The organism is Herbidospora sakaeratensis (genome assembly GCF_001570525.1).
GTDB classification, from domain to species: Bacteria; Actinomycetota; Actinomycetes; order Streptosporangiales; family Streptosporangiaceae; genus Herbidospora; species Herbidospora sakaeratensis.
Genome location: NZ_BBXC01000007.1, coordinates 1,077,695 through 1,098,226, shown reverse-complemented (window position 1 = coordinate 1,098,226; position 20,532 = coordinate 1,077,695). Strand labels below are relative to the sequence as shown.

Annotated in this window: 19 protein-coding genes; 8 read left to right on the top strand and 11 right to left on the bottom strand. The window is 71.9% G+C overall.

Features of this window, described 5'->3' with window-relative positions; translation table 11 throughout:
- Positions 1–6: 6 nt before the first annotated feature.
- Positions 7–1,641, top strand: coding sequence for a serine/threonine-protein kinase (locus tag AW271_RS04515; protein WP_062333091.1), 1,635 nt, complete (start codon positions 7–9; stop codon positions 1,639–1,641).
- Here the strand turns inward: AW271_RS04515 and AW271_RS04510 are convergent.
- On the bottom strand, positions 1,635–2,045 hold the full coding sequence (locus AW271_RS04510; RefSeq protein WP_157553898.1) for a hypothetical protein: 411 nt from the start codon (positions 2,043–2,045) through the stop codon (positions 1,635–1,637). The two genes, AW271_RS04515 and AW271_RS04510, sit on opposite strands and share 7 nt — an antisense overlap.
- Before the next feature lie 75 nt (positions 2,046–2,120).
- Here AW271_RS04510 and AW271_RS04505 point away from each other — a divergent pair, with 75 nt between their 5' ends.
- Positions 2,121–5,198 (top strand): AfsR/SARP family transcriptional regulator, encoded by a 3,078-nt coding sequence (locus tag AW271_RS04505; RefSeq protein WP_062332118.1) that lies wholly within the window; start codon positions 2,121–2,123, stop codon positions 5,196–5,198.
- Here the strand turns inward: AW271_RS04505 and AW271_RS04500 are convergent.
- Both AW271_RS04500 and AW271_RS04495 read right to left on the bottom strand, forming a co-directional pair.
- Entirely contained in the window at positions 5,182–5,931 is a 750-nt protein-coding gene (locus AW271_RS04500; RefSeq protein WP_062332115.1) for an ABC transporter permease, read from the bottom strand. The two genes, AW271_RS04505 and AW271_RS04500, sit on opposite strands and share 17 nt — an antisense overlap.
- The gene (locus AW271_RS04495; protein ID WP_062332112.1) at positions 5,928–6,854 is read right to left on the bottom strand and encodes an ATP-binding cassette domain-containing protein; all 927 of its coding nucleotides are present in this window, start codon (positions 6,852–6,854) and stop codon (positions 5,928–5,930) included. The genes AW271_RS04500 and AW271_RS04495 overlap by 4 nt, the downstream gene beginning before the upstream one ends.
- Positions 6,855–7,030: 176 nt before the next feature.
- On the opposite strand from AW271_RS04495, the gene AW271_RS39450 reads away from it, so the two are divergent.
- The 4 genes from AW271_RS39450 (at position 7,031) to AW271_RS39440 (ending at position 8,816) form a co-directional block, all read left to right on the top strand.
- Positions 7,031–7,294, top strand: a complete 264-nt coding sequence (locus tag AW271_RS39450; RefSeq protein WP_157553897.1) for a hypothetical protein — start codon at positions 7,031–7,033, stop codon at positions 7,292–7,294.
- A gap of 100 nt (positions 7,295–7,394) precedes the next feature.
- Complete coding sequence (locus AW271_RS04490; RefSeq protein WP_062332109.1) at positions 7,395–7,736, top strand: hypothetical protein; 342 nt, start codon at positions 7,395–7,397, stop codon at positions 7,734–7,736.
- Between the two features lie 21 nt (positions 7,737–7,757).
- Positions 7,758–8,072 (top strand): hypothetical protein, encoded by a 315-nt coding sequence (locus AW271_RS39445; RefSeq protein ID WP_157553896.1) that lies wholly within the window; start codon positions 7,758–7,760, stop codon positions 8,070–8,072.
- A 405-nt stretch (positions 8,073–8,477) separates the two neighbouring features.
- Positions 8,478–8,816 carry a hypothetical protein gene (locus AW271_RS39440; protein ID WP_157553895.1) on the top strand — a complete coding sequence of 113 codons (339 nt, stop codon included), beginning with the start codon at positions 8,478–8,480 and terminating at the stop codon, positions 8,814–8,816.
- A 627-nt stretch (positions 8,817–9,443) separates the two neighbouring features.
- Here AW271_RS39440 and AW271_RS04485 read toward each other — a convergent pair.
- Genes AW271_RS04485 through AW271_RS04470 form a run of 4 tightly spaced genes read right to left on the bottom strand, consistent with a single transcriptional unit; the run spans position 9,444 to position 15,622 of the window.
- Positions 9,444–10,856: a WS/DGAT/MGAT family O-acyltransferase gene (locus AW271_RS04485; protein WP_062332106.1), complete on the bottom strand. Its 1,413-nt coding sequence runs from the start codon at positions 10,854–10,856 to the stop codon at positions 9,444–9,446.
- Between the two features lie 50 nt (positions 10,857–10,906).
- Entirely contained in the window at positions 10,907–11,434 is a 528-nt protein-coding gene (locus AW271_RS04480; protein WP_062332103.1) for a DUF7158 domain-containing protein, read from the bottom strand.
- Entirely contained in the window at positions 11,431–15,183 is a 3,753-nt protein-coding gene (locus AW271_RS04475; RefSeq protein WP_062332100.1) for a glycoside hydrolase family 38 N-terminal domain-containing protein, read from the bottom strand. Before AW271_RS04475 ends, AW271_RS04480 begins: the two co-directional genes overlap by 4 nt.
- A gap of 31 nt (positions 15,184–15,214) precedes the next feature.
- Positions 15,215–15,622, bottom strand: a complete 408-nt coding sequence (locus AW271_RS04470) for a PH domain-containing protein (protein ID WP_062332097.1) — start codon at positions 15,620–15,622, stop codon at positions 15,215–15,217.
- A gap of 126 nt (positions 15,623–15,748) precedes the next feature.
- On the opposite strand from AW271_RS04470, the gene AW271_RS42785 reads away from it, so the two are divergent.
- The gene (locus tag AW271_RS42785; RefSeq protein ID WP_275477740.1) at positions 15,749–15,880 is read left to right on the top strand and encodes a hypothetical protein; all 132 of its coding nucleotides are present in this window, start codon (positions 15,749–15,751) and stop codon (positions 15,878–15,880) included.
- Between the two features lie 235 nt (positions 15,881–16,115).
- Complete coding sequence (locus tag AW271_RS04465; RefSeq protein WP_062332094.1) at positions 16,116–17,000, top strand: helix-turn-helix domain-containing protein; 885 nt, start codon at positions 16,116–16,118, stop codon at positions 16,998–17,000.
- Between the two features lie 103 nt (positions 17,001–17,103).
- Here AW271_RS04465 and AW271_RS04460 read toward each other — a convergent pair whose 3' ends face one another.
- The 4 genes from AW271_RS04460 to AW271_RS04445 all read right to left on the bottom strand — a co-directional run bounded on the left by AW271_RS04460 (position 17,104) and on the right by AW271_RS04445 (position 20,326).
- Positions 17,104–17,529, bottom strand: coding sequence for a hypothetical protein (locus AW271_RS04460; RefSeq protein WP_062332091.1), 426 nt, complete (start codon positions 17,527–17,529; stop codon positions 17,104–17,106).
- Between the two features lie 14 nt (positions 17,530–17,543).
- Positions 17,544–18,296 (bottom strand): FHA domain-containing protein, encoded by a 753-nt coding sequence (locus tag AW271_RS04455; RefSeq protein ID WP_062332088.1) that lies wholly within the window; start codon positions 18,294–18,296, stop codon positions 17,544–17,546.
- Positions 18,297–18,627: 331 nt separating this feature from the next.
- The gene (locus tag AW271_RS39435; protein ID WP_169806279.1) at positions 18,628–18,960 is read right to left on the bottom strand and encodes a hypothetical protein; all 333 of its coding nucleotides are present in this window, start codon (positions 18,958–18,960) and stop codon (positions 18,628–18,630) included.
- A gap of 577 nt (positions 18,961–19,537) precedes the next feature.
- Entirely contained in the window at positions 19,538–20,326 is a 789-nt protein-coding gene (locus AW271_RS04445) for an SAM-dependent methyltransferase (protein WP_275935747.1), read from the bottom strand.
- Between the last annotated feature and the right edge of the window lie 206 nt (positions 20,327–20,532).

The following is a 20,532-nucleotide window of genomic DNA, read 5'->3' as shown; positions in this document are numbered from 1 at the left end:
CGGATCATGAGTGAGGCGAGCGCCCCGCTCGTCCAGGGGTACGAGGTGCTCGGCATCCTCGGCCAGGGCGGGTTCGGCATCGTGTATCGGGCCCGGCAGCTCGCCGTCGGCCGCGAGGTCGCACTGAAGATCGACAACAGGGTCCTGGTCAACGACCGTGACCGGCGGCGCTTCATGCGCGAGGTCACCTCGGCCGGGGCCCTGTCGGGGCACCCCAACGTCGCCGACGTCTACGACGCGGGGGTGCTCGGCGACGGGCGTCCGTTCATGGTGCTGGAGTTGTGCCCCGGCGGCAGCCTCGCCGACCGGCTCAAGGACCGGGGCCCGTTCTCGGTACGCGAGGTGCGCGACATCGGGATCAAGATCTCCGACGCGGTCGCCGCCGCGCACGCCAACGGGGTGCTGCACCGCGACATCAAGCCGGCGAACATCCTGATGAACGGCTACGGCCAGGTGGCGCTGTCGGACTTCGGGCTGGCCACCATGCCGTCCAAGGGCGAGGGCGCCGAGTTGTCGGTCACCCGCGAGTCGCTCACCCCGGCCTACGCGCCGCCGGAGGCGTTCGAGCTGGTCGAGCCGACCGCGCAGGGCGACGTCTACTCGCTCGCGGCGACGTTCTACGCGCTGCTGAACGGGCGGCCGCCGCGGTTCCCGGCCACCGGCGTGGCCAACATCGCGGTCATCATGGCGCTGCACCGCCAGCCGGTGCCCGACGTGCCGGGGGTGCCGCAGGGGTTGCTGAACGTGCTCCGGCACGCCCTCGTCACCGACCCCGCGCAGCGCACCCAGACCGCCGCCGAACTGCGCGACGCGCTGGCGACGCTCGACGCCGACGGCAACGCGACCGCCGCGCGGCCGGTCGCCCCGGTGCCCGCTCCCCCGCCCTACCAGCCGCCGCCGCTGCGGCCGCCGTTCCAGGACGTCCGGGTCGGCGGGCCCGGCGCGGTCGGCCCGCACACCGTCAGCCCGCACCACGGGCCGGTGCAGCACCACGCCGCCACCCGGCCGCCCGGCTACCGCCCGCCGCCGCCCCCGCCGGCGCGGCGGACCTCGCCGGTCGGGTTCGTCATCGCGGCGGTGTTCTTCGCGTTGCTGCTGGGCGGCGGCATCGCCTACTGGGTCATCGAGGGGCAGCGCGCCGACCCCCCGGCGACCTACGACGGCGCGGCCCCGCAGGGCGACGACGCCGGGAAGGCCGAGAAGGCGGCGGTCGGCATCCCGGCCGACGTGGCGACGTACACGGAGAACTGCGCGGCGGCCAAGGCCCTCGCGGGCGCGGCGTGCGTCAAGGTGCCCGAGTGCTGGGAGAGCATCCTCAGCCTGGCCGGGGCGGTCACCGCCCCCCGGGTGGGGTGCGAGGCGCAGCACGCGTGGGAGACCTACGCCATCGCGCCGATGCCGGCCGACGCCGTCACCTGGAACGGCAACACCCTGGAGAAGCACCCCACGGTCGCCAAGCTCTGCTCGATGGCGACGCTGCTGGCGTCCCGGCAGGGGACGGCGCGGAAGGTGACGGCCGACCAGTGGTCGCCCAGCGTGCTGCCGCCGACCAAGGAGGCGTTCGAGGCGGGCGACCACTCCTACCGCTGCGTGGGCGCGGTGCCCGGGAAGTCGGGCGACGGGACCTACTTCGCCTACTGAGGCCAGTTCGCGATGATCTCCGGGGTGATCTTCTCGACGTAGCAGCGGGAGGTCTTCCTGGCCGCGTACAGGCAGACCTTCACGTCGACGCGCTTCACCTGGCCGTCGGAGCCCAGCCGGAACGACGTCGCCGAGCACGTCGTCCTGGCCCGGCTCCAGCCGGTGCCGCCGCCCGTGTAGTGGAAACGCGCCCGGATGTAGGCGCAGTGCGACGGCGAGCGGTCGCGCAGTTTGCCGTAGACGACGAAGGTCTGGGCGGTGAACGGGGTGATGCGGACGTCGGCCTGGGCGCGGCCGTTCGTGGAGTTCACCGGGCCCCAGTGGATGCCGGCGGCGGCCTGGGCGGGGCTGCCGGCCGCGAGGGCGAGGGCGGTCAGACCGGCGGCGATCAATCTCTTCTTCATGGACCCCGACGGTAGAGATCGCGACTTGGAGCACCCTTGCGAGTGGCTTGGTCGGGTTCTGGGCGATACTGCCCTGTGCGCGTTGACTTGCTCGGGCCGTTCGAGGTCCGGAACGAGGCCGGTTCCGTGGTGGAGGTTCCCGGAGCCAGGTTGCGGGGCCTGCTGGCCGCGCTCGCCCTGGAGCCCGGCCGGATCGTGACGCGCTCGCGCCTGGTCGACTGGATCTGGGGCGAGCGGCCGCCCGCCGACGAGATCAACGCGGTGCAGGCCCTGGTGTCCCGGCTGCGCCGGGTGCTCCCGGACGGGACGGTCGAGGCGGACTCCGGCGGCTACCGGCTGGCCGTGGCCCCCGACGCGGTCGACGCCGCCCGGTTCGAGCGCCTGGTCGCCCAGGCCCGCACGGCCGAACCCCCGGCGCGGGCCGAGCTGCTGCGGTCGGCCCTGGGGTTGTGGCGCGGCCCGGCCCTGGCCGACGTCGCGCTGCGCGGCAGCGAGACCTTCGACGCCGCCGTCACCCGCCTCGACGAGCTGCACCTCGCCGCGCTCGGCGACCGGATCGACGCCGACCTGCGCCTCGGCCACGGCGCGGAGCTGGTCACCGAGCTGACCGGCCTGGTGGCCGCCCACCCGCTGCGCGAGGGTTTCGTCGGGGCGCTGATGCGGGCGCTGGCCGAGGCGGGGCGCGGCGCGGAGGCGCTCACCCTCTACCAGCGCACCCGCGAACGGCTCGCCGACGAGCTGGGCGTCGACCCGTCGGCCGAGCTGACCGCCCTGCACACCGCCGTCCTGCGGGGCGAGGCGGGCGGCGAGCGGCGGGCCACCAACCTGCGCGCCGAGCTGACGAGCTTCGTCGGCAAGGACGACGAGCTCGCCGGGGTCGCCGCCCTGGCGGCCGGGCACCGGCTGGTCACCCTGACCGGCATGGGCGGCACGGGCAAGACCCGGCTGGCCACCGAGACCGCGCGGAGCCTGCTGCCCGGCCTGCCCGACGGGGTGTGGCTGGTCGAGCTGGCCCCGCTGCGGCCGGGCGGCGACCTGGCGCAGGCCGCGCTCACCGCGATCGGCCTGCGCGACCAGGCCCTGCTCGGCGGGGTGCGGGCCGGGGAGCCGGTCGACCGGCTCGTCACCGCGCTGCGCGACCGCGAGATCCTGCTGGTCCTGGACAACTGCGAGCACGTGATCGAGGCCGCCGCCGCGTTCGCCGACCGGCTGCTGGGCGAGTGCCGGCGGCTGCGCATCCTGGCCACCAGCCGCGAGCCGCTCGGCATCACCGGCGAGGTGCTCTGGCAGGTCGAGCCGCTCGCCTCCGACGCGGCGCTACGGCTGCTGCGCGACCGCGCCGCCCTGGTGCGCCAGGACGTCGGCGACGACGAACCCACCCTGGCGGCCATGGCCCGGATCTGCCGGGCGCTCGACGGCATGCCGCTGGCGATCGAGCTGGCCGCGGCCCGGCTGCGCACCATGTCGGTCGAGCAGCTGGCCCGCCGCCTCGACGACCGGTTCCGGCTGCTGACGGGCGGCAGCCGGACCGCGCTGCCGCACCACCGGACGCTGCGCGCGGTCGTCGACTGGAGCTGGGACCTGCTGTCGGACGACGAGCGCGGCGTGCTGCGGCGGTTGTCGGTGTTCGCGGGCGGCGCGAGCCTGGAGGCGGCCGTGCGGGTCTGCGGCGAGGAGGACCTGCTGACCGCGCTGGTGGAGAAGTCGCTGGTGCTCGCCGACGGCGCCGGCGCGCCCCGCTACCGGATGCTGGGCGTCATCGCCGAGTACGCGGCCGACCGGCTCGCCGAGGCCGGGGAGACCGAGGCGGCCCGGCTGGCGCACCTCGCCTACTTCACCGAACTGGCCGAGACGGCCGACCCCCACCTGCGGGGGGCCGGGCAGCTCGACTGGCTGGCCGCGCTGGAGGCCGAGCACGACAACGTCTCGGCCGCCCTGCGCGGGGCCATCGCCGACGGCCGCGCGGAGGAGGCGATGCGGCTGGCCGCGGCGGCGGGCTGGTACTGGTATCTGGGCGGGCACCGGGCCGAGGGCGCCGAGCTGAGCCTCGCGGCGGCCTCGCTGCCGGGCGAGGTGTCCGACGAGGTGCGGGCGCTGGCGTACACGATCGTCACGGTGTTCGTAACCTCCGGGCTCGGCGGCGACCACTTCCAGGCCGAGAAGTGGATCCTGGAGGCCCACCGGCTGGCCCGGCGCGGCGGCCACCGGCACCCCATGCTCGGCTTCATCGAACCGCTGGAGCGCATGCTGCGCGAGCCGGCCGAGTTCCTGTCGGCGTTCGACCCGCTGACCCTCGACGACGACCCGTGGGTGCGCGCGCAGGCCCGGCTCAGCCGGGCCCGGCTGCGGCTGTCGATCGGCGGCGACGAGACCGGCGTCGACACCGACGGGGAGATCGCCCTCGCCGGGTTCCGCGAGGTCGGCGACCGGTGGGGCGTCTCGTCGGCGCTGGCGTTCGTGGCCGACCGGCTCGCCATGAAGGGCGCGTTCGAGCGGGCGTGCGCCCACTACGAGGAGGCGGTCACCGCGCTGACCGAGGTCGGCGCGATCGAGGACGTCGTCGGCCTGCGCGCCCGGCAGGCCCAGCTCTACTGGCTGCTCGGCGACGAGGACCGCTGCGCGGCCGCGATGGCCGAGGCGCAGCGGCGGGCGGGCGGCATCGCGTGGCCCAACGTGCTGGCCGAACTCGCCGTGGCGAAGGGCCAGCTGGCCCGCTGGCGCGGCGACCACGACGAGGCCCTGCGGCAGCTGGCCTCGGCCGAGACGCTGCTGGGCGACGACGACCCGATGGGCTGGATCCGCGCGCTGGCCATGGACGCGCACGGCGCCCTCGCCGACGACCTCGCCGAGGCCCGCCGCTACCGGGCCGAGGCGTTCCGGGTGGCCGTGGCCGCCGGATATCCGCCGATGATCGCCACCATGCTGATCGGGCTCGCCGACCTCGCGCTCCGCCGGGGCGAGCACGAACAGGCCGCGCGGCTGCTCGGCGCGGCCGAGGCCGTGCGCGGCACCCCCGACCACTCGCTGCCGGACGTCGCCCGGATCTCCGCCGAGACGCGCGACCGCCTCGGCGACCAGGGGTTCACCGAGGCGGTCCACGAGGGAGGGCGGCGCGACTGGCGGGAGCTGGCGGAGGTCACACTCGCTTCGTGAAGGTGGCCCGCGCCCAGACATAGCTGACCACCGCGATCCCCACGCACCAGGCGGCCGCCGCCACCGCCGCGCCGGTCGCCGGGGTCCCGGCCAGGAACCCGCGCAGGGCCTCGATGACGGAGCTGAACGGCTGGTAGGCGGCGAACTGCGCCACGCCCGGCCCCATCCGCTCGGCGGGCACGAACGCGCTGCTCAGGAACGGCAGCAGCATCAGCGGGGCGGCGATGATCCCGGCGCTCTCCGGGGTCTTCGCGGCCAGCCCGAACGCGACGGCCAGCCACGCCACCGCCACCACCGTCAGCACGACGACGCCGATCGCGCCGAGCCACTCCACGGGCCCGGCCGCCGGCGCGAACCCCATCAGGAACGCGATCCCGACGACCACCGCGATGGCCAGCAGGCTGCGCAGCGTGGTCACGATCACGTGGGCGTTCAGGACGGCGGCGCGGGAGACGTCCATGACGCGGAGCCGGTTGATGAACCCGGTCGTCATGTCGGTGTTGACGGCGACCGTGGTCGAGGTGACGCCGTAGCAGATGGTCATGATGATCAGGCCGGGGGTGGCGTAGTCGATGTAGTCCACCCCGACGTCGAAGCCGTCGCCCAGGACGTACACCATCAGGAAGATCAGGAAGACCGGCAGCAGCAGGGCGTTGATGACCGAGATCGGGTTGCGCACGGCGTGCCGGACGTTGCGGCGCAGCATGGTCGTGGAGTCGGACAGGGTTCTCATCGTGCACCGCCGGTGAGGGAGAGGAAGACGTCGTCGAGGTCGGGGGTGTGCACGGACAGTTCGCCGACCTCGACGCCGTGCGCGTCGAGGCGGTCGAGCAGGGCGCGCAGCGAACGCACGCCGCCGTCGCCGGGCACCCGCAGGGTCAGCTCGTCGTCGTCCGGGGTCGCGCCGTCGAGGACACGCGCCGCGGCGTCGAGGTCGCGCCGCTCGGCGAACCGGAGCCGGACGTGGCTGCCGGGCACCCGCCGCTTGAGCTCCGCCGGGGCGCCCTCGGCGACCAGGCGGCCGTGGTCGAGCACGGCGACCCGCCCGGCCAGCTGGTCGGCCTCCTCCAGGTACTGGGTGGTCAGGAAGATGGTGGTGCCGTCGGCCACCAGCTCGCGGATGATCTCCCACATGGTGCGGCGGCTGCGGGGGTCGAGGCCGGTCGTGGGCTCGTCCAGGAAGATGATCTGCGGCCGGCCGACCAGCGTCATGGCGAGGTCGAGCTTGCGGCGCATGCCGCCGGAGTAGGAGGCGGCGGGCCGGCCGGCCGCCTGCGTGAGGTCGAACCGGTCGAGCAGCCCCGAGACGCGCCGCCGCCCCTCCGCCCGCGGCAGCCGCAGCAGGTCGGCCATCATCTGGAGGTTCTCCTCGCCGGTGAGGAGAAGGTCGACCGAGGCGAACTGGCCGGTCACGCCGATCGCGGCGCGCACCGCCCGGGTCTCGGTGGTCACGTCGTGCCCGGCGACGAGCACCGTGCCGGCGTCGGGGGCCAGCAGCGTGGTCAGCACGTTGACCGTGGTGGTCTTGCCCGCGCCGTTGGGTCCGAGCAGCGCGAACACCGTGCCGGCCCGGACGTCGAGGTCGATGCCGTCGAGCACGACCTTGTCTCTGTATGCCTTGCGCAGCCCCGTGGCCGCGATCGCGGAACCGTTCATGGGTCATACGGTGCGGGGCGGCGCTGACATGAGGCCGTCGCCGTGCTGACACCGGGGGCTTGGCGATAACCCGGTCTGGGGGTGGCCCATGAGCTCCGAGAAGAACCGCGATCTCTCGACCTGCCCTTTCTCCCCGTGCTGGTACAGGGAGACGGATTCGCGACTCTGGTCGCCTGGTGGAACGCCCAATCCCTCACGGTTCAGTTCGTCGTGCTGGTGGGCTATTTCGCCGCCTCTTCTGGCGGAACATCAACCGGCTCTTCGAGGGATATCCGCTGACGCGCCTGACCTTGTTCGTCTCCTTGGCCCGGCAGGCGGAGAACGCCGACCTCGCCGTCTTTCGCGTCTATCCCGACGAGCGGCATGTTCTGCCCACGCGCCTGGGCAACGTCCTGCGCGCCGCAGAGCTCTACCGATGCGGCGGTATGGAGCCGACCTGATCATCCTGTGGCCGGGCCTCTATTACGTTCTCCCGCGAGACATGATCGAGGATGTGGAGGACGCGCGTGCCACGCTGGAGTTCTCGCTCGTCCTGTCGCTGTGGTTCGTCGCTTTCGGGTTCGGCGGCGCCTTGGTCGCGTACACCACCGGATCGTCGATGTCGGCGGGGCTCGTCTGTTTCTTCGGCGGGATGCCGCTCGCTATCTGCTGTATGTTTCGGCCATCTCGGCGGCCACGGAATATGAAGAGCATCTCAGGAGCGCCTTCGAGCTCCACCGGTTCGACCTGCTCGCCCGTTACCGGCTGCCGTTTCCGACCACCCCTCCGGAGGAGAGGGCCCAGTGGCGTCAGCTCATGAACTTCATCGTGAGCGGCGCCGAGCCGGATTGGCGTTACGCCCCCGACGAGCCCGTCCCGCTCGATGACCGGCAATCGCGCTGATCAGCCGATCGACGAGGGCCGATGGCACCCGGCAGCTTCGCATTCCTGGAGGACACGGCCCCACCGGAGAACCGTCCGGCCGGACGGCTCACCCTCAGCTTCTACCCCCCAGCCAACTTCCAGGGGGAGATGACCTCCCACTACAAGCCCTGGTGGGGCAACTGCGGTCGTATCCCCGGCGGCGGTACCGCGCGGTCGGTCGTCAACAACGACGACCAGACCTGGATCATGTACGCCGGACTGTACGGCCGAGCAACTTGTGAAGGCCCAGATATCGAGGTCCCGCCCGGTACCAGCAACGCTGACCTCGGATTCGACGCCACAAACTGGAACTGACCGCTCGTGCGGGGACTCTCGGATAGCGGAACTCCTCTTTCCGGACCGCCTCGCAATCGCGCGACTACGGAACCTTCGGCATGCGGTGAGGGCCTCGCCCGGAAGCGAAAAGACGCTCCCCCTTCGTGGAGGCGGGCGTTTTCCGCGTTCAGCCGATGACGACGTGGCCCGCACCCGGTGCCATCAGGTCGAGCTCGGCGGCGGGATCGATCGATCCGGGTGTGGTCGACGGCCGGCGGCGGGGAGCGCCGACCCTGATCGCCACGCGAGGCGAATGTCCGACATCGGGTCAATGTGGCACAACTGGGCAAATCAGCCACCCTTGATCCCCTTCTAGCCACATATAACAATCAACATTACCAAACGTAATCTTTTATGCCTCAAGCTCCCAGAAACGGACACTGCATGAAGTTAGGAAGATTCGCCCGTGCCGCCGCGACCCTCGTGCTCGTAGGTGGCGTCACGCTGGTCACTCCGGGTCCTGCGCATGCCGCGCCCACGTGCAACAAGGGCTGGTCGTCTGACCTCCGTACGGCCTGGATCGACTGCGACAACGGACTCACCACGGGCATGTTCCGGCTGAAGGCCCAGTTCTGCGTCCAGAGCGGCTGCGCGTGGCGCTACGGTCCGAACAAGTACTACGACGGTGGCGGCCGATCGTCCAAGACCGACCCGTCGGCCTACGTGAACACGAGCTCCATCACCTACGAGGACATGGGGCCGGGGTCACTCGCCCCTCGGTAAGCGCTCACGTAGGCAGAGTCCGGCACGTCGGCGGCGACCCGCGAGCGTGCCGCAACGGCCCCGCCGCCCCCGGGAGGCGGGGCCGTTCGTGTGCGGCCCGCGTCAGCTCCAGCGCCTCTTGCTGCGCTGCTCCCGGGCGGCCAGGCGCTCGCGCACCACCTCGGGATCGAACGGGTGGCGCGGTCCTGGAGCTTCTTCCACTCGGCGTCGCCGATCGTCCCCCGCGTGCCCGGGTCGGGCGCCGGCCCGTTCACCGCGATCCCGCCGGTGCCTGGGTGACCCGGCCGGCACCGTTACATGGACCGCGGACGCGCCGGTTCTCCGGCTTGCCTCTGTGGTCGGACGACCAACCCGGCCCCGTTGCCGTTCGTGCAGGTGACAGGGGCATGACCCGCTCAGGGCGAGGCTCGTCGCCGGGGCCGCGCGCCTGGTCGCCCCGGATGAACTCCGGCTTCCACCTCACGCGCGCACCTCCCGCGAACCGAGAGGTCGGCGAGGCCGGCTTCCCTTCTCCGGCCGCCAGGGTGCCGGGCCTGGAGATGCCTTCAGCAGGTCATCAACCTTCACGTACAGTGCGAGCGTGGGCACCCTCGCCCTATCTCCGCGGCTACGCCTTGGACTCATCATCTAGAGCTCGGCGAGGGCGTCCTTCATGTAGTCGATGAAGTCCCAGACGTCCGGGACCATCTCGCGGTCGACCACGATCCCCACGTCGAGGAAGCCGTCGTAGGAGAACACCGTGATGTTCATGCCGCCGCTCACGTCGGTGATCACCGACAGCGGGTAGTGGGCGACGATCCGCGACCCGAGGATGTACAGCGGCAGCTGCGGGCCCGGCACGTTCGACACCATCAGGTTCATCGCCGACACCGTGCCCGACGCCAGCCGGAAGGCCGCGCGGTCGGCCAGGCCGCTGAGCGCGGCGGGCATGGCCTGGCTGAAGTCGAGCAGCCAGCGGGCCGGGGCGACCGAGAAGCGCTCCTTGACCGTCGCCATGTTGGCGCTGATCATGCGCAGCCGGGTCTCGGGGTCGGAGACGTTGGTCGGCAGCGTCGTGGTGGCCAGCAGCACCTGGTTGCCGAGTTCGGGGCGGACGTTGGAGGAGAACGGGATGCCGACGACCAGCGGCTCCACCGGGAGCTCGTCGCGCTGGGAGAGCCAGCGGCGCAGCGCGGTGGCGGCCACGGCCATGACGACGTCGTTGACGGTCACGCCGTGCTCGTTCTTGACCTTCTTCACCTCGGGGAGCGGCAGGCGGCCGAAGGCGAAGCGGCGGTGGGGCGAGACCGGGCCGGAGAACGGGGTCGCGGGCACGGTCAGCCTGGGCAGGTCGGGCAGCACCGAGCCGGTGTCGCCGGGCCAGCCCGCGCCCCGGATGAAGCGCGACACCATGCCGGTGCCGGGGATCTGCGACACCACCGGGATCTCGTCGAGCCTCGGGATCGCCCCGGCCACGAACCGCAGCAGCGCCTGGGGGCTGTCGAGGAAACGTTCGACGCCCCGGCTCAGCATGATCGCCGGTTCGGGGGCCACGACGGCGAGCTCCTCGGAGGGCGGCACCTCGCGGGGCTCGGGGGTGACGTCCATGAGGGTGGCCAGCACCTCGGCGCCGGCGATGCCGTCGATGGCGGCGTGGTGGACCTTGGTGTAGACGGCCGACCGGCCGCCCTCCAGGTTGTGGATCAGGTACATCTCCCACAGCGGCCGGTGGCGGTCGAGCCGGCGGGCGTGCAGGCGGGCCACCTGCTCGGCCAGCTGGTGGTCGTCGCCGGGGGCCGGGAGGGCCAGTTCGCGCACGTGGTAGTCGAAGTCGACGTCCTTCGACTCGTCCCAGTACGGGTGGTCGAGGCCGAAGGGGACGCGGACCAACCGGCGCTTCAGCGGGGGCGCCAGGTGGAGGCGGGAGCGGAGCAGGCCGATGATCCCGGCCCGCGTGACCGACGCGTCCTCCAAAACCGCCAGGCTGGCGATGTGCGCCACGTTCGTGGCCGTTTCGAAGTTCAAGAACTGTGCGTCGAGCGCGCTGAGTTGCCGTCCCATGCAGGGATCATTGCCCATCCGGGGGCGCGGCGAGTCATGAAATGCACGAGTCAGTGACGGTGTGTCGCATCCGGCTGGCGCGGGTCGCCGGGATGCTCGAAACCGGGCATCAGGGTGACCTTCTCACGGTGCCGTCCCTCCAGCCACCGGGCGAACAGGGTTTCCCTTCTCGCCTGGACGAGCTGCGCCTCGATCCGGGGCGACTCCTCCGCGAACCGGCCGGGGTGGCGGTCGCGGTTGCGGTCGTAGTAGCCGCGCACCTCGCCGGGCGGGACCGCCGCCTCGACGCGGGCGAACAGGGCCTGCCCGGCGGGGGTGGCCAGCACGGCGGCGACCACTCCCCCGGTCCGCAGCGCGACCGGCAGCGTCACCGGGACGGCCTCCCCGCCGAGGTCGCACTCCTGGGCGACCACCCGTTCCATCGTCATCAGCTGGACCAGCCAGCGGCGCAGGTTGCGGCCCTCGGGCGAGGCGGGGTGCGGGAGCCGGGGGGCGAGCGGGCCGTCGTACAGGAGCGAGAGCCGTTCGTCGACCTCGGCGACCGAGACGACCTCGTCGCCGACGGTCGCGGCGATCACGGGAGCACCTCGACGGTGACCGGCTCGGTGTAGTGGACCCGCCCGGCGCTCGCGAGTTTGACCAGGGCCCACCAGGTGCCCGGAGTGTGGCCGCCGACGACCGGGAAACGCAGCTCGTGGTTGCCGGGGCCCAGGCCGGTGTGCCACTCGGGCAGCAGGTCGTAGGTGTGCCACGGGCTGATCAGCTGGGCCTGGACCGGCGCGTCGCAGGTCACCCGGACCACGATCGCCGACCGCTCGCCCGCGCGCACCGCGACGTGGAGGCGCTCCGTCGTCGCCTCCAGGGTGGCCGGGCCGAGGCGGTCCTCGAAGGTCTGGCCGTCGAACTCCAGGCGGGCCGTCGTCCAGCCCTCGTTGGGCCAGGCCGTGAACGCGCCCGGCGTCAGGGTGAACGCGCGGGTCTGCGCGCCGTCGAGGGTGACCACGCCGTGGATCGTCTGTTTGGTCAGCGACGACGCCACGGTCACCGTCTCGGCGGTGAGGTGCACGGCGACCGGCAGGTCGCCGACCGGCGCGGGGCCGGTGTTGTGCAGCCAGTAGCGGGTGAACACCGGCTGGCACGGCTCGGCCCCCGGGGCCGCCCCGCCGCCCTCGGCGTCGCGCGTGTAGGTGACGACGTCCATGCCGGTCACCGGCCCGCCGGGCAGCTCGCGGGTCTCCAGCAGGTCGGTGCGCCGCCATCCGGGCAGGTCGATCTGTTCGGTACGCCCATGCGGCTCGTACAGCCGCATCGTCAGGCCGGAGACCGGGCCCGGCAGCCGGCCCGTCGCGATCGGGTTGCCCGCGGGCTTCAGGGTGGTCAGCACCAGGTTCGGGGGCACCTCCAGCAGCGACTCGGCGGCGGCTTCGCCCCGCACGCCCTGGTCGCGGGCGATCAGCGGGTGGTTGACGTCGTGGCCCTCCCGGACCAGCCCGGTCGCGCGCCAGTCGCCGGGGCCCGCCACGAGGGCGGACTCGAAGCGGTGGGTCCAGTGCTGGAGCTGGAAGCCGCTGCCGTCGGGCACGGTCCGGCGCGGCGGGTCGATCCAGATGCCCGACGGCCAGCCCGTGCACGACCGGAGCAGCGACAGGTTGAGGGCCCCGTTGGGCTCGACGGCGAAGCCGGGCACGCCCCGGTTGATCATCCCGACGGTGTAGGGCTCGTAGCTCTCCCCGCCGACCTCGACGACGGCGTCGGCCAGGTCGTCGATGAGCGCGTCGACGTCGGCGGCGGCGATCGACAGGACCGGGAGCGCGTCGGCCGCCGTCAGGTCGGCGCTCGGCACCCAGACCTCGGTGAGCGGCCTGGCGGCCGGGTGCCAGCCTTTCGGCCAGGGCGTCTCGCCGACGGCGATCCGGACGTCGGGCAGGTTGGAGTCGACCGCGAGGTCGCCGTAGCGGGGGCCGTCGGCGCGCGAGACCGTGGCCGTCACCCCCTGCTTGACCAGCGCGACCGCCAGCGCCCGCAGGGCCGGCACCGGCACGTCGGGCCCGGCGACGATCTCGGCCACGCCGACGGGCCGCCCGCCGATCCGGCAGGTGGCCGACAGGGCGAACCAGTTGTGGGCGGGGTTGTCGAGGGTCCACGGATGGTCGGCGGTGTCGGCGTCGATGAGCGCGAAGCCCCGTCCGACCACGGCGTTCCCGACCTCGCTGACCGGCAGGGCGTGATCGACCGCCACCGGCCAGCGGAGCCGGACCAGCTGGTCGGCCCCGTCGAAGTCGAGCTGGGTGACCAGGTCGACGCGCGTCAGGCCGTGCCAGAGGGTGATCTCCTGGACGTACCGCACCGGCCCGAAGGCCCCGCGCACGACGAGCCGCTCCCCGGCGGCCGACCGCTCGGCCACCACCTCGGCGGCGCTCTGCGACGAGCCCGTCCGGGTCCCCTTGGGCACCAGGTGCCAGGGCCCTTCATGGAATTTCGGATGGGCCGGGTATTCGTCGTGGACGACCAGCTCGTTGCCCACCTGGCCGGGCTGGATCAGCTCGCGCCCGCCGGTGACCCAGCTCGACACGCCGCCGCCCCGAGACGGGTCGGCGGTGACGGCGTGGGTCTCGTTGGCGATCGAGACGCCCCCGGCGGGCAACCACCCGGCGTTCACGCCGGGCGTGAAGGAGAAGGTCCGGTAGCCGAGCGGCGGCACGTCCTCCGCCAGGAACACGACGTCGGCCTCGGCGAGGAAGCCCTCGTCGTCGACGACCGCGTTCTCGACCACCACCGGCTCGGCGATCCCGCGCCAGCCGGGCGGCAGCGTCAGGCGTACCCGGACGACGTCGGTGCGCGGCCACGACGACGGGTTCCAGACCACCACCCCGCTCAGCCCCGCGCCGAGCACCGCCAACGCGCCGTCGAGGGTCTTAGAGCCGATCTCGTACGCCTCCCGCCACCCCGTCAGCAGGTCGAGGTAGACCTGGTCGGACTCCGACCCGGTGATCGCGTCGTGGTGGGCCCCGTAGACGAGCTGCCGCCACGCCTTGTCCATCAGCGCGAACGGGTAGTCGGCCCGCTTCGTGACCGAGGCGAGGGTGGCGAACTTCTCGGCGTCGGCGACGACGACCTCGGCCCGGCGCTGCACCTGCTTGGTGTCGACGTAGGAGACGTCCTTGCCGGTGTAGACCGGGTTCATGTCGCGCGTCTGCGGCAGGAACTCCGCGCGCTCGGCCCGGACGGCGGCGAAGAACTCCTTGGGCAGCCCGCAGACGAACCGGGGCCAGGCGTAGCGGGCGTTCCACTCGCGCTGGATGTCCATGATCCACTTGTTGGGCGGCGTGTAGTCGGTGCCGACCGGCAGCAGCACGTTGCGGGTGGCGGCGACCTGCTTCAGCGCCAGGAACCAGGTGTGCACCTGTTCGGCCGCCTCGTCGACGGTCGTCGAGGAGTCCATCCACCACCCGGCGCTGTAGTGGCCGGGCATGTAGTGGGTCAGCACCCCGTCGCCCGACGGGGCGACCCAGTCGAACTCGGCCGGGAACTGCATCCGGCGCGGATCGCCGCCCCCCAGCATCGGCCCCCACTGGTGGAACGGCCCCCGGGCCCAGGAACTCGACGTCAGCCCCGCCGCGGCGGCCAGGCCGGGGAACTGGGGGTCGTGCCCGAAGGCGTCGAGCTGCCAGGCGGTGCGGGGGTCGCCGCCCAGCACGTCGCGCTGGAAGCCGGCGCCGTGGATGAGGTTGCGGATCGTCGACTCGGCGCTCGTCAGGTTGGTGTTGGGCTCGTTGTAGGTGCCGCCCATGATCTCCACGCGGCCCTCCTCGATGAGCCGCCGCAGGTAGGCGCGCTGCTCGGGGCAGGCGTCCCAGAAGGGCTTGAGGTAGTCGACCTCGGCCAGCACGAACTTGTAGCCGGGCTCCCGGCGCGCGGTCTCCAGGTGGAGGTGGACGAGTTCGAAGCCCGCGTGCTGGAAGGCCGACCGGCTGGCCTGGGCGGCCTCGCCGGCGGTGTCCCAGGTGGTGGTGTAGGCGGCCTGGGTGTTCCACCAGACGGGGTCGTAGTGGAAGTGGGAGACCATCCAGACGGTCCAGCCCGGCTCGGCCACCACGAACTCGGCGCTCCGCTCGTCGCCGCCCACGGTCACCGTGATCGCTGCGGTCTCGCCCGGCGCTCTGCCGGTTTCGACGGGCACCTCGACCACGCCCGTGCCCGTCGCGGACCCCGTCGCGTCGCCGGTGATCACCACCTCGGCCGGGGCGCCCTCTTCGAGGGTCACCCGGACGATCTGGCGCGGCCCCTCGGCGAACAGTTCCGTTCCGGCGATCTCGGCGATCCGCATGCGGCCATGATCACACATGGGGAGGTTTCGGTCACGGGCGCAGACGCATCAGGGCCTCGGCCACCGGCACGACCGGTTCGCCCAGGTCGTACTGGCTGAACAGGTGGACGTCGTCGCCGGTGTCGATCTCGAGGATGGTCGACCGCAGGCCGTAGCGGGCGCGTTCGTCGACCTTGATGCGCTCGATCTCGTCCCAGGCGATGCGGCGGCGGCCGGCGAAGCCCTCGACCACCGTGATGCCGCCCTGGTCGGCGCTCAGGCGCACGCGCGCGACGACGTCGCGGGCCGTGAACGCGGCCAGCACGAGGGTGGCGACGCCGGAGAGGATGAGGGCGCGCAGGTCGTCGGCGAGCAGGCCGTAGACGACCAGGAGCAAGCAGATCAGGGTTCCGGCGGCCTTCGCGGCGACGACTTTGGTGGGGACCTGCCAGACGTTCATCCCCGCAGGTTACTGCGGCGGGAGACTTTGCCTTCCCTAGGTGCGAAGCGGGATATACAGGGAAGTGAGTGATGAATGTGCGCGCCGCCCGGCGTGCGAGTCGATATTCCGCCCGCCGGAGGCACCATGAGCAGGCAGATCGCCAGCGCGTACCAGCAGGTGACAGTCGCGGAGCTCGAAGCGCGGGTCAGGGGGCTGGAGACGCAGGTCGCCCATCTCACCGAGATGCTGGAAGCCCTCACCGAAGAACGCGACTGACGCGCTCCGGGAGATCTCCCTCCTCTTGACGGTCCGCCGGGCTCCCCTCATCGACCGGACGGGCCGCCGGAAACCGGCACATTCTTCCGGCCATTCCCCGTTATTCATCGGGTATCTCGTCGGCGATTTACCGACACGACCGGAAAAAGACATGAAATGTCATACTGAGTGCCGCCCGGCATGGCACGATCGCCGGGTCCGTTCGTGCTGGCCAGCGTCTGGGGGATCAAGAGCGATGCCGCCTGTTCACGGAGCCGGCGAGGATGTCCGCACCTCCGGCCCGACCGCCCTGCGCATGCTCGTCGGCGGGCAGTTGCGGGAGCTGCGCGAGACGCGGCAGATCACCCGGGAGGACGCCGGCTTCGCCATCCGCGCCTCCGCGTCGAAGATCAGCCGCCTGGAGACGGGCCAGGCCACCTTCAAGCCCCGCGACGTGGCCGACCTGCTCACCCTCTATGGCGTCACCGACGACAGAGAACGGTCGGCGATCATGATTCTGGCCGGGCGGGCCAACGAGCCCAGCTGGTGGCATCCGCTGCGCGAGGTCGTGCCCGACTGGTTCGAGGCGTGCCTGGGCCTGGAGCAGGACGCGGCGCTGATCCGCACGTACGAGATCCAGTTCGTCCCCGGCCTCCTCCAGACCCCCGGCTACGCCCGCGCGGTCGTCTCCCACGCCCACCGCGTCTACGACGAGGACCAGGTCGCCAAGCGCGTCGAACTGCGCATGCGGCGCCAGCGCATCCTGGTCGGCGCCGCCCCGGTGAAGCTGTGGGCGGTCGTCGACGAGGCGGCCCTGCGGCGCACGATCGGCGGCCCGGCCGTGATGCGCGAGCAGCTGCGCCACCTCGACGAGATGAGCCGGCTGCCGAACGTGACCCTCCAGGTCGTCCCGCTCGACTCGGGCTACGTCTCGCGCGGCATCGGGCCGGTGACGCTGCTGCGGCTGGCGCAGGGCGCCCTGCCCGACGTGATCTACCTGGAGCGGCTCGGCGACGCGCAGTACCTGACCAAGGACCACGAGGTGCAGCCCTACCTGCACCTGCTCAACGAGGCCGGCACCGAGGCGGAGCCGGCCACCGCGACGAGCGAGATCCTGCGGCGCTGCATGGACGACCTCTGACCTGCTTTCCTTGCGGCCATCGATCCAGCGCGCCTGCCGGTCCGCACTTCCCCGGACGCGATGCCGGAGCCGCGCAGAGGCCGCGCCTCACCGCGTCGGCGGCTCAGAGGCCGAGCAGGGCGAGCACGGCGTAACCGAAGGGCCCCAGCCAGGCGGCGATCCTGGCCGCCGCGTCGATCAGTGCCGTACCGGCCCCGGCGAGCGCTCCGGCCCGCTCGAGCCCCGACACGAATACCTCGAGATGGCGACCGGCCTCCTGCCTGTCCGGCTCCTCGCGCCGGATCGCCTCCTCCACCGCGGTCAGTTCCCGGTTCGCGCTCCGGCGTTCGGCCGAGGTCAGCTTCAGTTCCCCGAGAGCCTGCCGGAGACGGTCGAGATCGGCGTGCAGTTCCTGGTTCACCACCTGATGACCCGTTCCGGAGTAGATGTCCCGTCCGGCCCGCTGGTGGATCCCGCCCACGTTCTGCGTTCCGCTGCCCGCGTTCACCGGCCCGGTGACATTCCCGAAGCGGTACGTCTCCTCCGCCATTTCGATCTCTCCCTCTAGTGTGGACGCCGGCGGCGATTTCTCCGCTCGTAACGCTTGCGGGCGGCCTTGGACATGGACGAGCCGATCCCGGCGAGTATCCCTCCGGCCGCCGCCAGGCCGAACCCGGCGATCGGCATCGGTATGCCCAGCACCTCCCGCGCGAACGGATTCTCGCGTGGGCCGGACGGGAAGACCCCCGTCATGGTCCCAAGGATCAGGGCCATCCAGATGCCGAACCCGGTGAGGGCGACGATCCATCCCAGGGCCGCCAGGACACGACCGAATCCGCGGCCTCCGAATACCTCATCCATCGGGTCGGATTCGCCGTCTACGTGAATGGCGTAGTCGTCGCCGTAAATGTCCCGCCCGGCGATCTGATGGTGTCCGCCGACATACTGCGTGCCACGGCCCGCGTTGACCGGACCGTGTACGTCACCGAATCCGTAAGAGCCGGGCGAGGCAGGGGCGGTCGCATGCAGAAACTGCAACTCCACCAGACCGATTTGTAATCGGTCTCCGGGCCGCAGCGCGTAGGCCCTGCCGATCTTCTGGCCGTTGACCCTGGTTCCGTTGCGGGATCCGAGATCGTTCAGAACCACCTGATCGCCGGCACGATCAAGAGACGCGTGCCGTCGGCTCACTCCGTCCATGTCCAGTCTGATCGCCGAACCCGGGAGGCTGCCGATCTCCGTATGCCCGTCGGGAATGTCGAAAGTGACGCCGACGATCGGCCTGCTGATGACGATGAGACGTGGAGCACCAGACATGCGCACCTCCCCTGTACGCCATTATGCCGATCCGCCATCGAATTCGAGAGCGTAATTCGGGGCCGGCCAATCGCGGCCGGCGTCTAATCGGATTTCTGGTTCTGCGAATAACCAGCCAGGGGCAGAATTCCGCTTCGCGCCTTTCGGGCGAGAATCACCTCCGCCCCCGGGGGCACGGGAATGGCCTGCGCTCCGGAACCGTGTCGGCCATGACGCGGTCGGCCCAGGTGCGGAGGACGGCTTCATCGCGATCGACAGGCGACACCTCGCCGGCCCGCAGGCGGCGTTCCGGTGTCGAGCGGTGCGATCGGATTCTCTCGGCGCGGCGGGCTCAGAGGTGGGACCTACGTTCACCGGAGCGGTCGCGGTCCTTCTCGGCAGCGGCTCGGGCGACGTCGGCGGGTTCGCCAGGAGTGTGGAGCAGGCGCGCCCGCAGCGGCAGGAGCAGTCCTTCGGCGTAGCGCCGGCGGTGGGCCTCCAGGGCCCGTTCGGCGCGGTCGAGCGCGGCCTCGGCCCGGTCCGGGAGGTCGGCGGCCGGCCACATCTCGGCGATCGGTCCGTGGTGGTAGGCGATGCCCCATCGCGGCCGGTCGAGGAGGGTCGCGTCCAGGCGTCGTCCGGCCTCTGCCGCCTCGTCTGCGGGTCGTCGCCGGTGAGCGCGCAAGCCCAGCGCCAGGCCAGCTGGATGCCATGCTCGTGCGCCGCCGGATCGGTCGGCGCCGGCTGCGATCCACTGCTCGGCCGCCCACATCACCCGTCGCGCGTCACCGGCCGTCGAGGCCGCCATGGTCTGTCAGCAAGCCCAGGCCGACGAGTGGAACGCCGACAGCATCTCCCGCTGCCGTCCCGCGGCGCCGAGTGCGGCGATGAGGCCGGCATGCACGGGGTTCGTGGAACGGTGCCATCGACGCCGAAGGGCAGTCCGTCCCCCGCGTGGCCTGCCAGAGGCCGAGGGCCCTGACGTAGTGGTCGAGCGAGTCGTAACCGGCGCCGAACACGTACGCGTCGCCGCGAAGGTGTGGGTAGGCATCGGCCGCGCGCGGGGACCGCGGCCCCGACGTACTTCTGGATGATGTCGAGCGTGCCGGTGCTGACCGGATGGCCCACGCGTGCCGGCAGCAGGGCCGGCGACTGCGCCTGCCGCCGGCGGCCGACGCCCAGTCCGCACCGCCGAGTTGGGCATGACCGCCGTCGAGACGACCGTCGTCCGGTCTCGAGCGTCAGGGTCCGACGGACAGGTCCTAAGGCTTGCGGGCCACGCCCACCAGCGCGTCGACCGGCGACGGTGGGCCGAAGGGGTCGGGGTCGGGACGCCACTGGGTGATCGGCACGATGCCCGGCTCGACCAGGTCGAGGCCGTCGAAGAAGCGGCTGAACTCCTCGTGGTTCCGCAGTGTGTACGGCGCTCCCGCTCCCTCGTTGAGGTCGTCCTGGGCCTTGTCGAGGGCCGCGCCCGTCACCACGTTGGAGCCGTCCCACAGGGCCAGGTAGCTGCCGGAGGGCAGCGGCTCCAGCAGGGTGCGGACGATGTCGTAGGGGCCCTCGTCGGGGCCCACGTAGCCGAGGATGCCCATCAGCATCAGGGCCACGGGGCGGTCGAAGTCGAGCGACTTGGCCGCCCCGGCCAGGATGCGGGCGGGGTCGCGCAGGTCGGCGTCCATGTAGTCGGTCACGCCCTCGCGCGTGCCCACCAGCAGGGCGCGGGCGTGGGAGAGCACGAGGGGGTCGTTGTCGACGTACACGACCCGGGCCTTGGGGTTGATGCGCTGGGCCAGGTCGTGGGTGTTGTCGACGGTCGGCAGGCCGGTGCCGATGTCGAGGAACTGGTCGACGCCCTCGGCGCTGACGTGGCGGACGATGCGCGCCAGCAGGTAACGCGACAACCGGGCGATGGCCACGATGTCGGGGAACGCCGTGGCGAACTGGTCGCCCGCCACGCGGTCAACCTCGTAGTGGTCTTTGCCGCCCAGCCAGTAGTTCCACATCCGGGCCGAATGGGGGACGGTCGTGTCGATCTTGGTGTCGTTCACCGGTGCTCCTGTCAGGTCGGCTCCCCCAGAACCTACTGTTTTCCGGCGACTCCAAGTGGTGTCCGGATATTTCCCGATGGCGGCGGCGGAACGGCAACTTCGTACTCAGTGCCATCAGCGCCAGACCCAGCAGCATCAGGACGGAAATGATGAAAAGCGCCGTGATCGCCATCGCCAGGATCGATGCGAGCATGGCGGCGACACCC

Excerpts from the sequence above, each read along its gene's own strand:
- AW271_RS04515 (WP_062333091.1), top strand. The coding sequence starts at position 7 with ATGAGTGAGGCGAGCGCCCCGCTCGTCCAGGGGTACGAGGTGCTCGGC.
- AW271_RS04510 (WP_157553898.1), bottom strand. The coding sequence starts at position 2,045 with ATGAAGAAGAGATTGATCGCCGCCGGTCTGACCGCCCTCGCCCTCGCG.
- AW271_RS04500 (WP_062332115.1), bottom strand. The coding sequence starts at position 5,931 with ATGAGAACCCTGTCCGACTCCACGACCATGCTGCGCCGCAACGTCCGG.
- AW271_RS04495 (WP_062332112.1), bottom strand. The coding sequence starts at position 6,854 with ATGAACGGTTCCGCGATCGCGGCCACGGGGCTGCGCAAGGCATACAGA.
- AW271_RS39445 (WP_157553896.1), top strand. The coding sequence starts at position 7,758 with ATGGCACCCGGCAGCTTCGCATTCCTGGAGGACACGGCCCCACCGGAG.
- AW271_RS39440 (WP_157553895.1), top strand. The coding sequence starts at position 8,478 with ATGAAGTTAGGAAGATTCGCCCGTGCCGCCGCGACCCTCGTGCTCGTA.
- AW271_RS04485 (WP_062332106.1), bottom strand. The coding sequence starts at position 10,856 with ATGGGACGGCAACTCAGCGCGCTCGACGCACAGTTCTTGAACTTCGAA.
- AW271_RS04475 (WP_062332100.1), bottom strand. The coding sequence starts at position 15,183 with ATGCGGATCGCCGAGATCGCCGGAACGGAACTGTTCGCCGAGGGGCCG.
- AW271_RS04470 (WP_062332097.1), bottom strand. The coding sequence starts at position 15,622 with ATGAACGTCTGGCAGGTCCCCACCAAAGTCGTCGCCGCGAAGGCCGCC.
- AW271_RS42785 (WP_275477740.1), top strand. The coding sequence starts at position 15,749 with ATGAGCAGGCAGATCGCCAGCGCGTACCAGCAGGTGACAGTCGCGGAG.
- AW271_RS04465 (WP_062332094.1), top strand. The coding sequence starts at position 16,116 with ATGCCGCCTGTTCACGGAGCCGGCGAGGATGTCCGCACCTCCGGCCCG.
- AW271_RS04460 (WP_062332091.1), bottom strand. The coding sequence starts at position 17,529 with ATGGCGGAGGAGACGTACCGCTTCGGGAATGTCACCGGGCCGGTGAAC.
- AW271_RS04455 (WP_062332088.1), bottom strand. The coding sequence starts at position 18,296 with ATGTCTGGTGCTCCACGTCTCATCGTCATCAGCAGGCCGATCGTCGGC.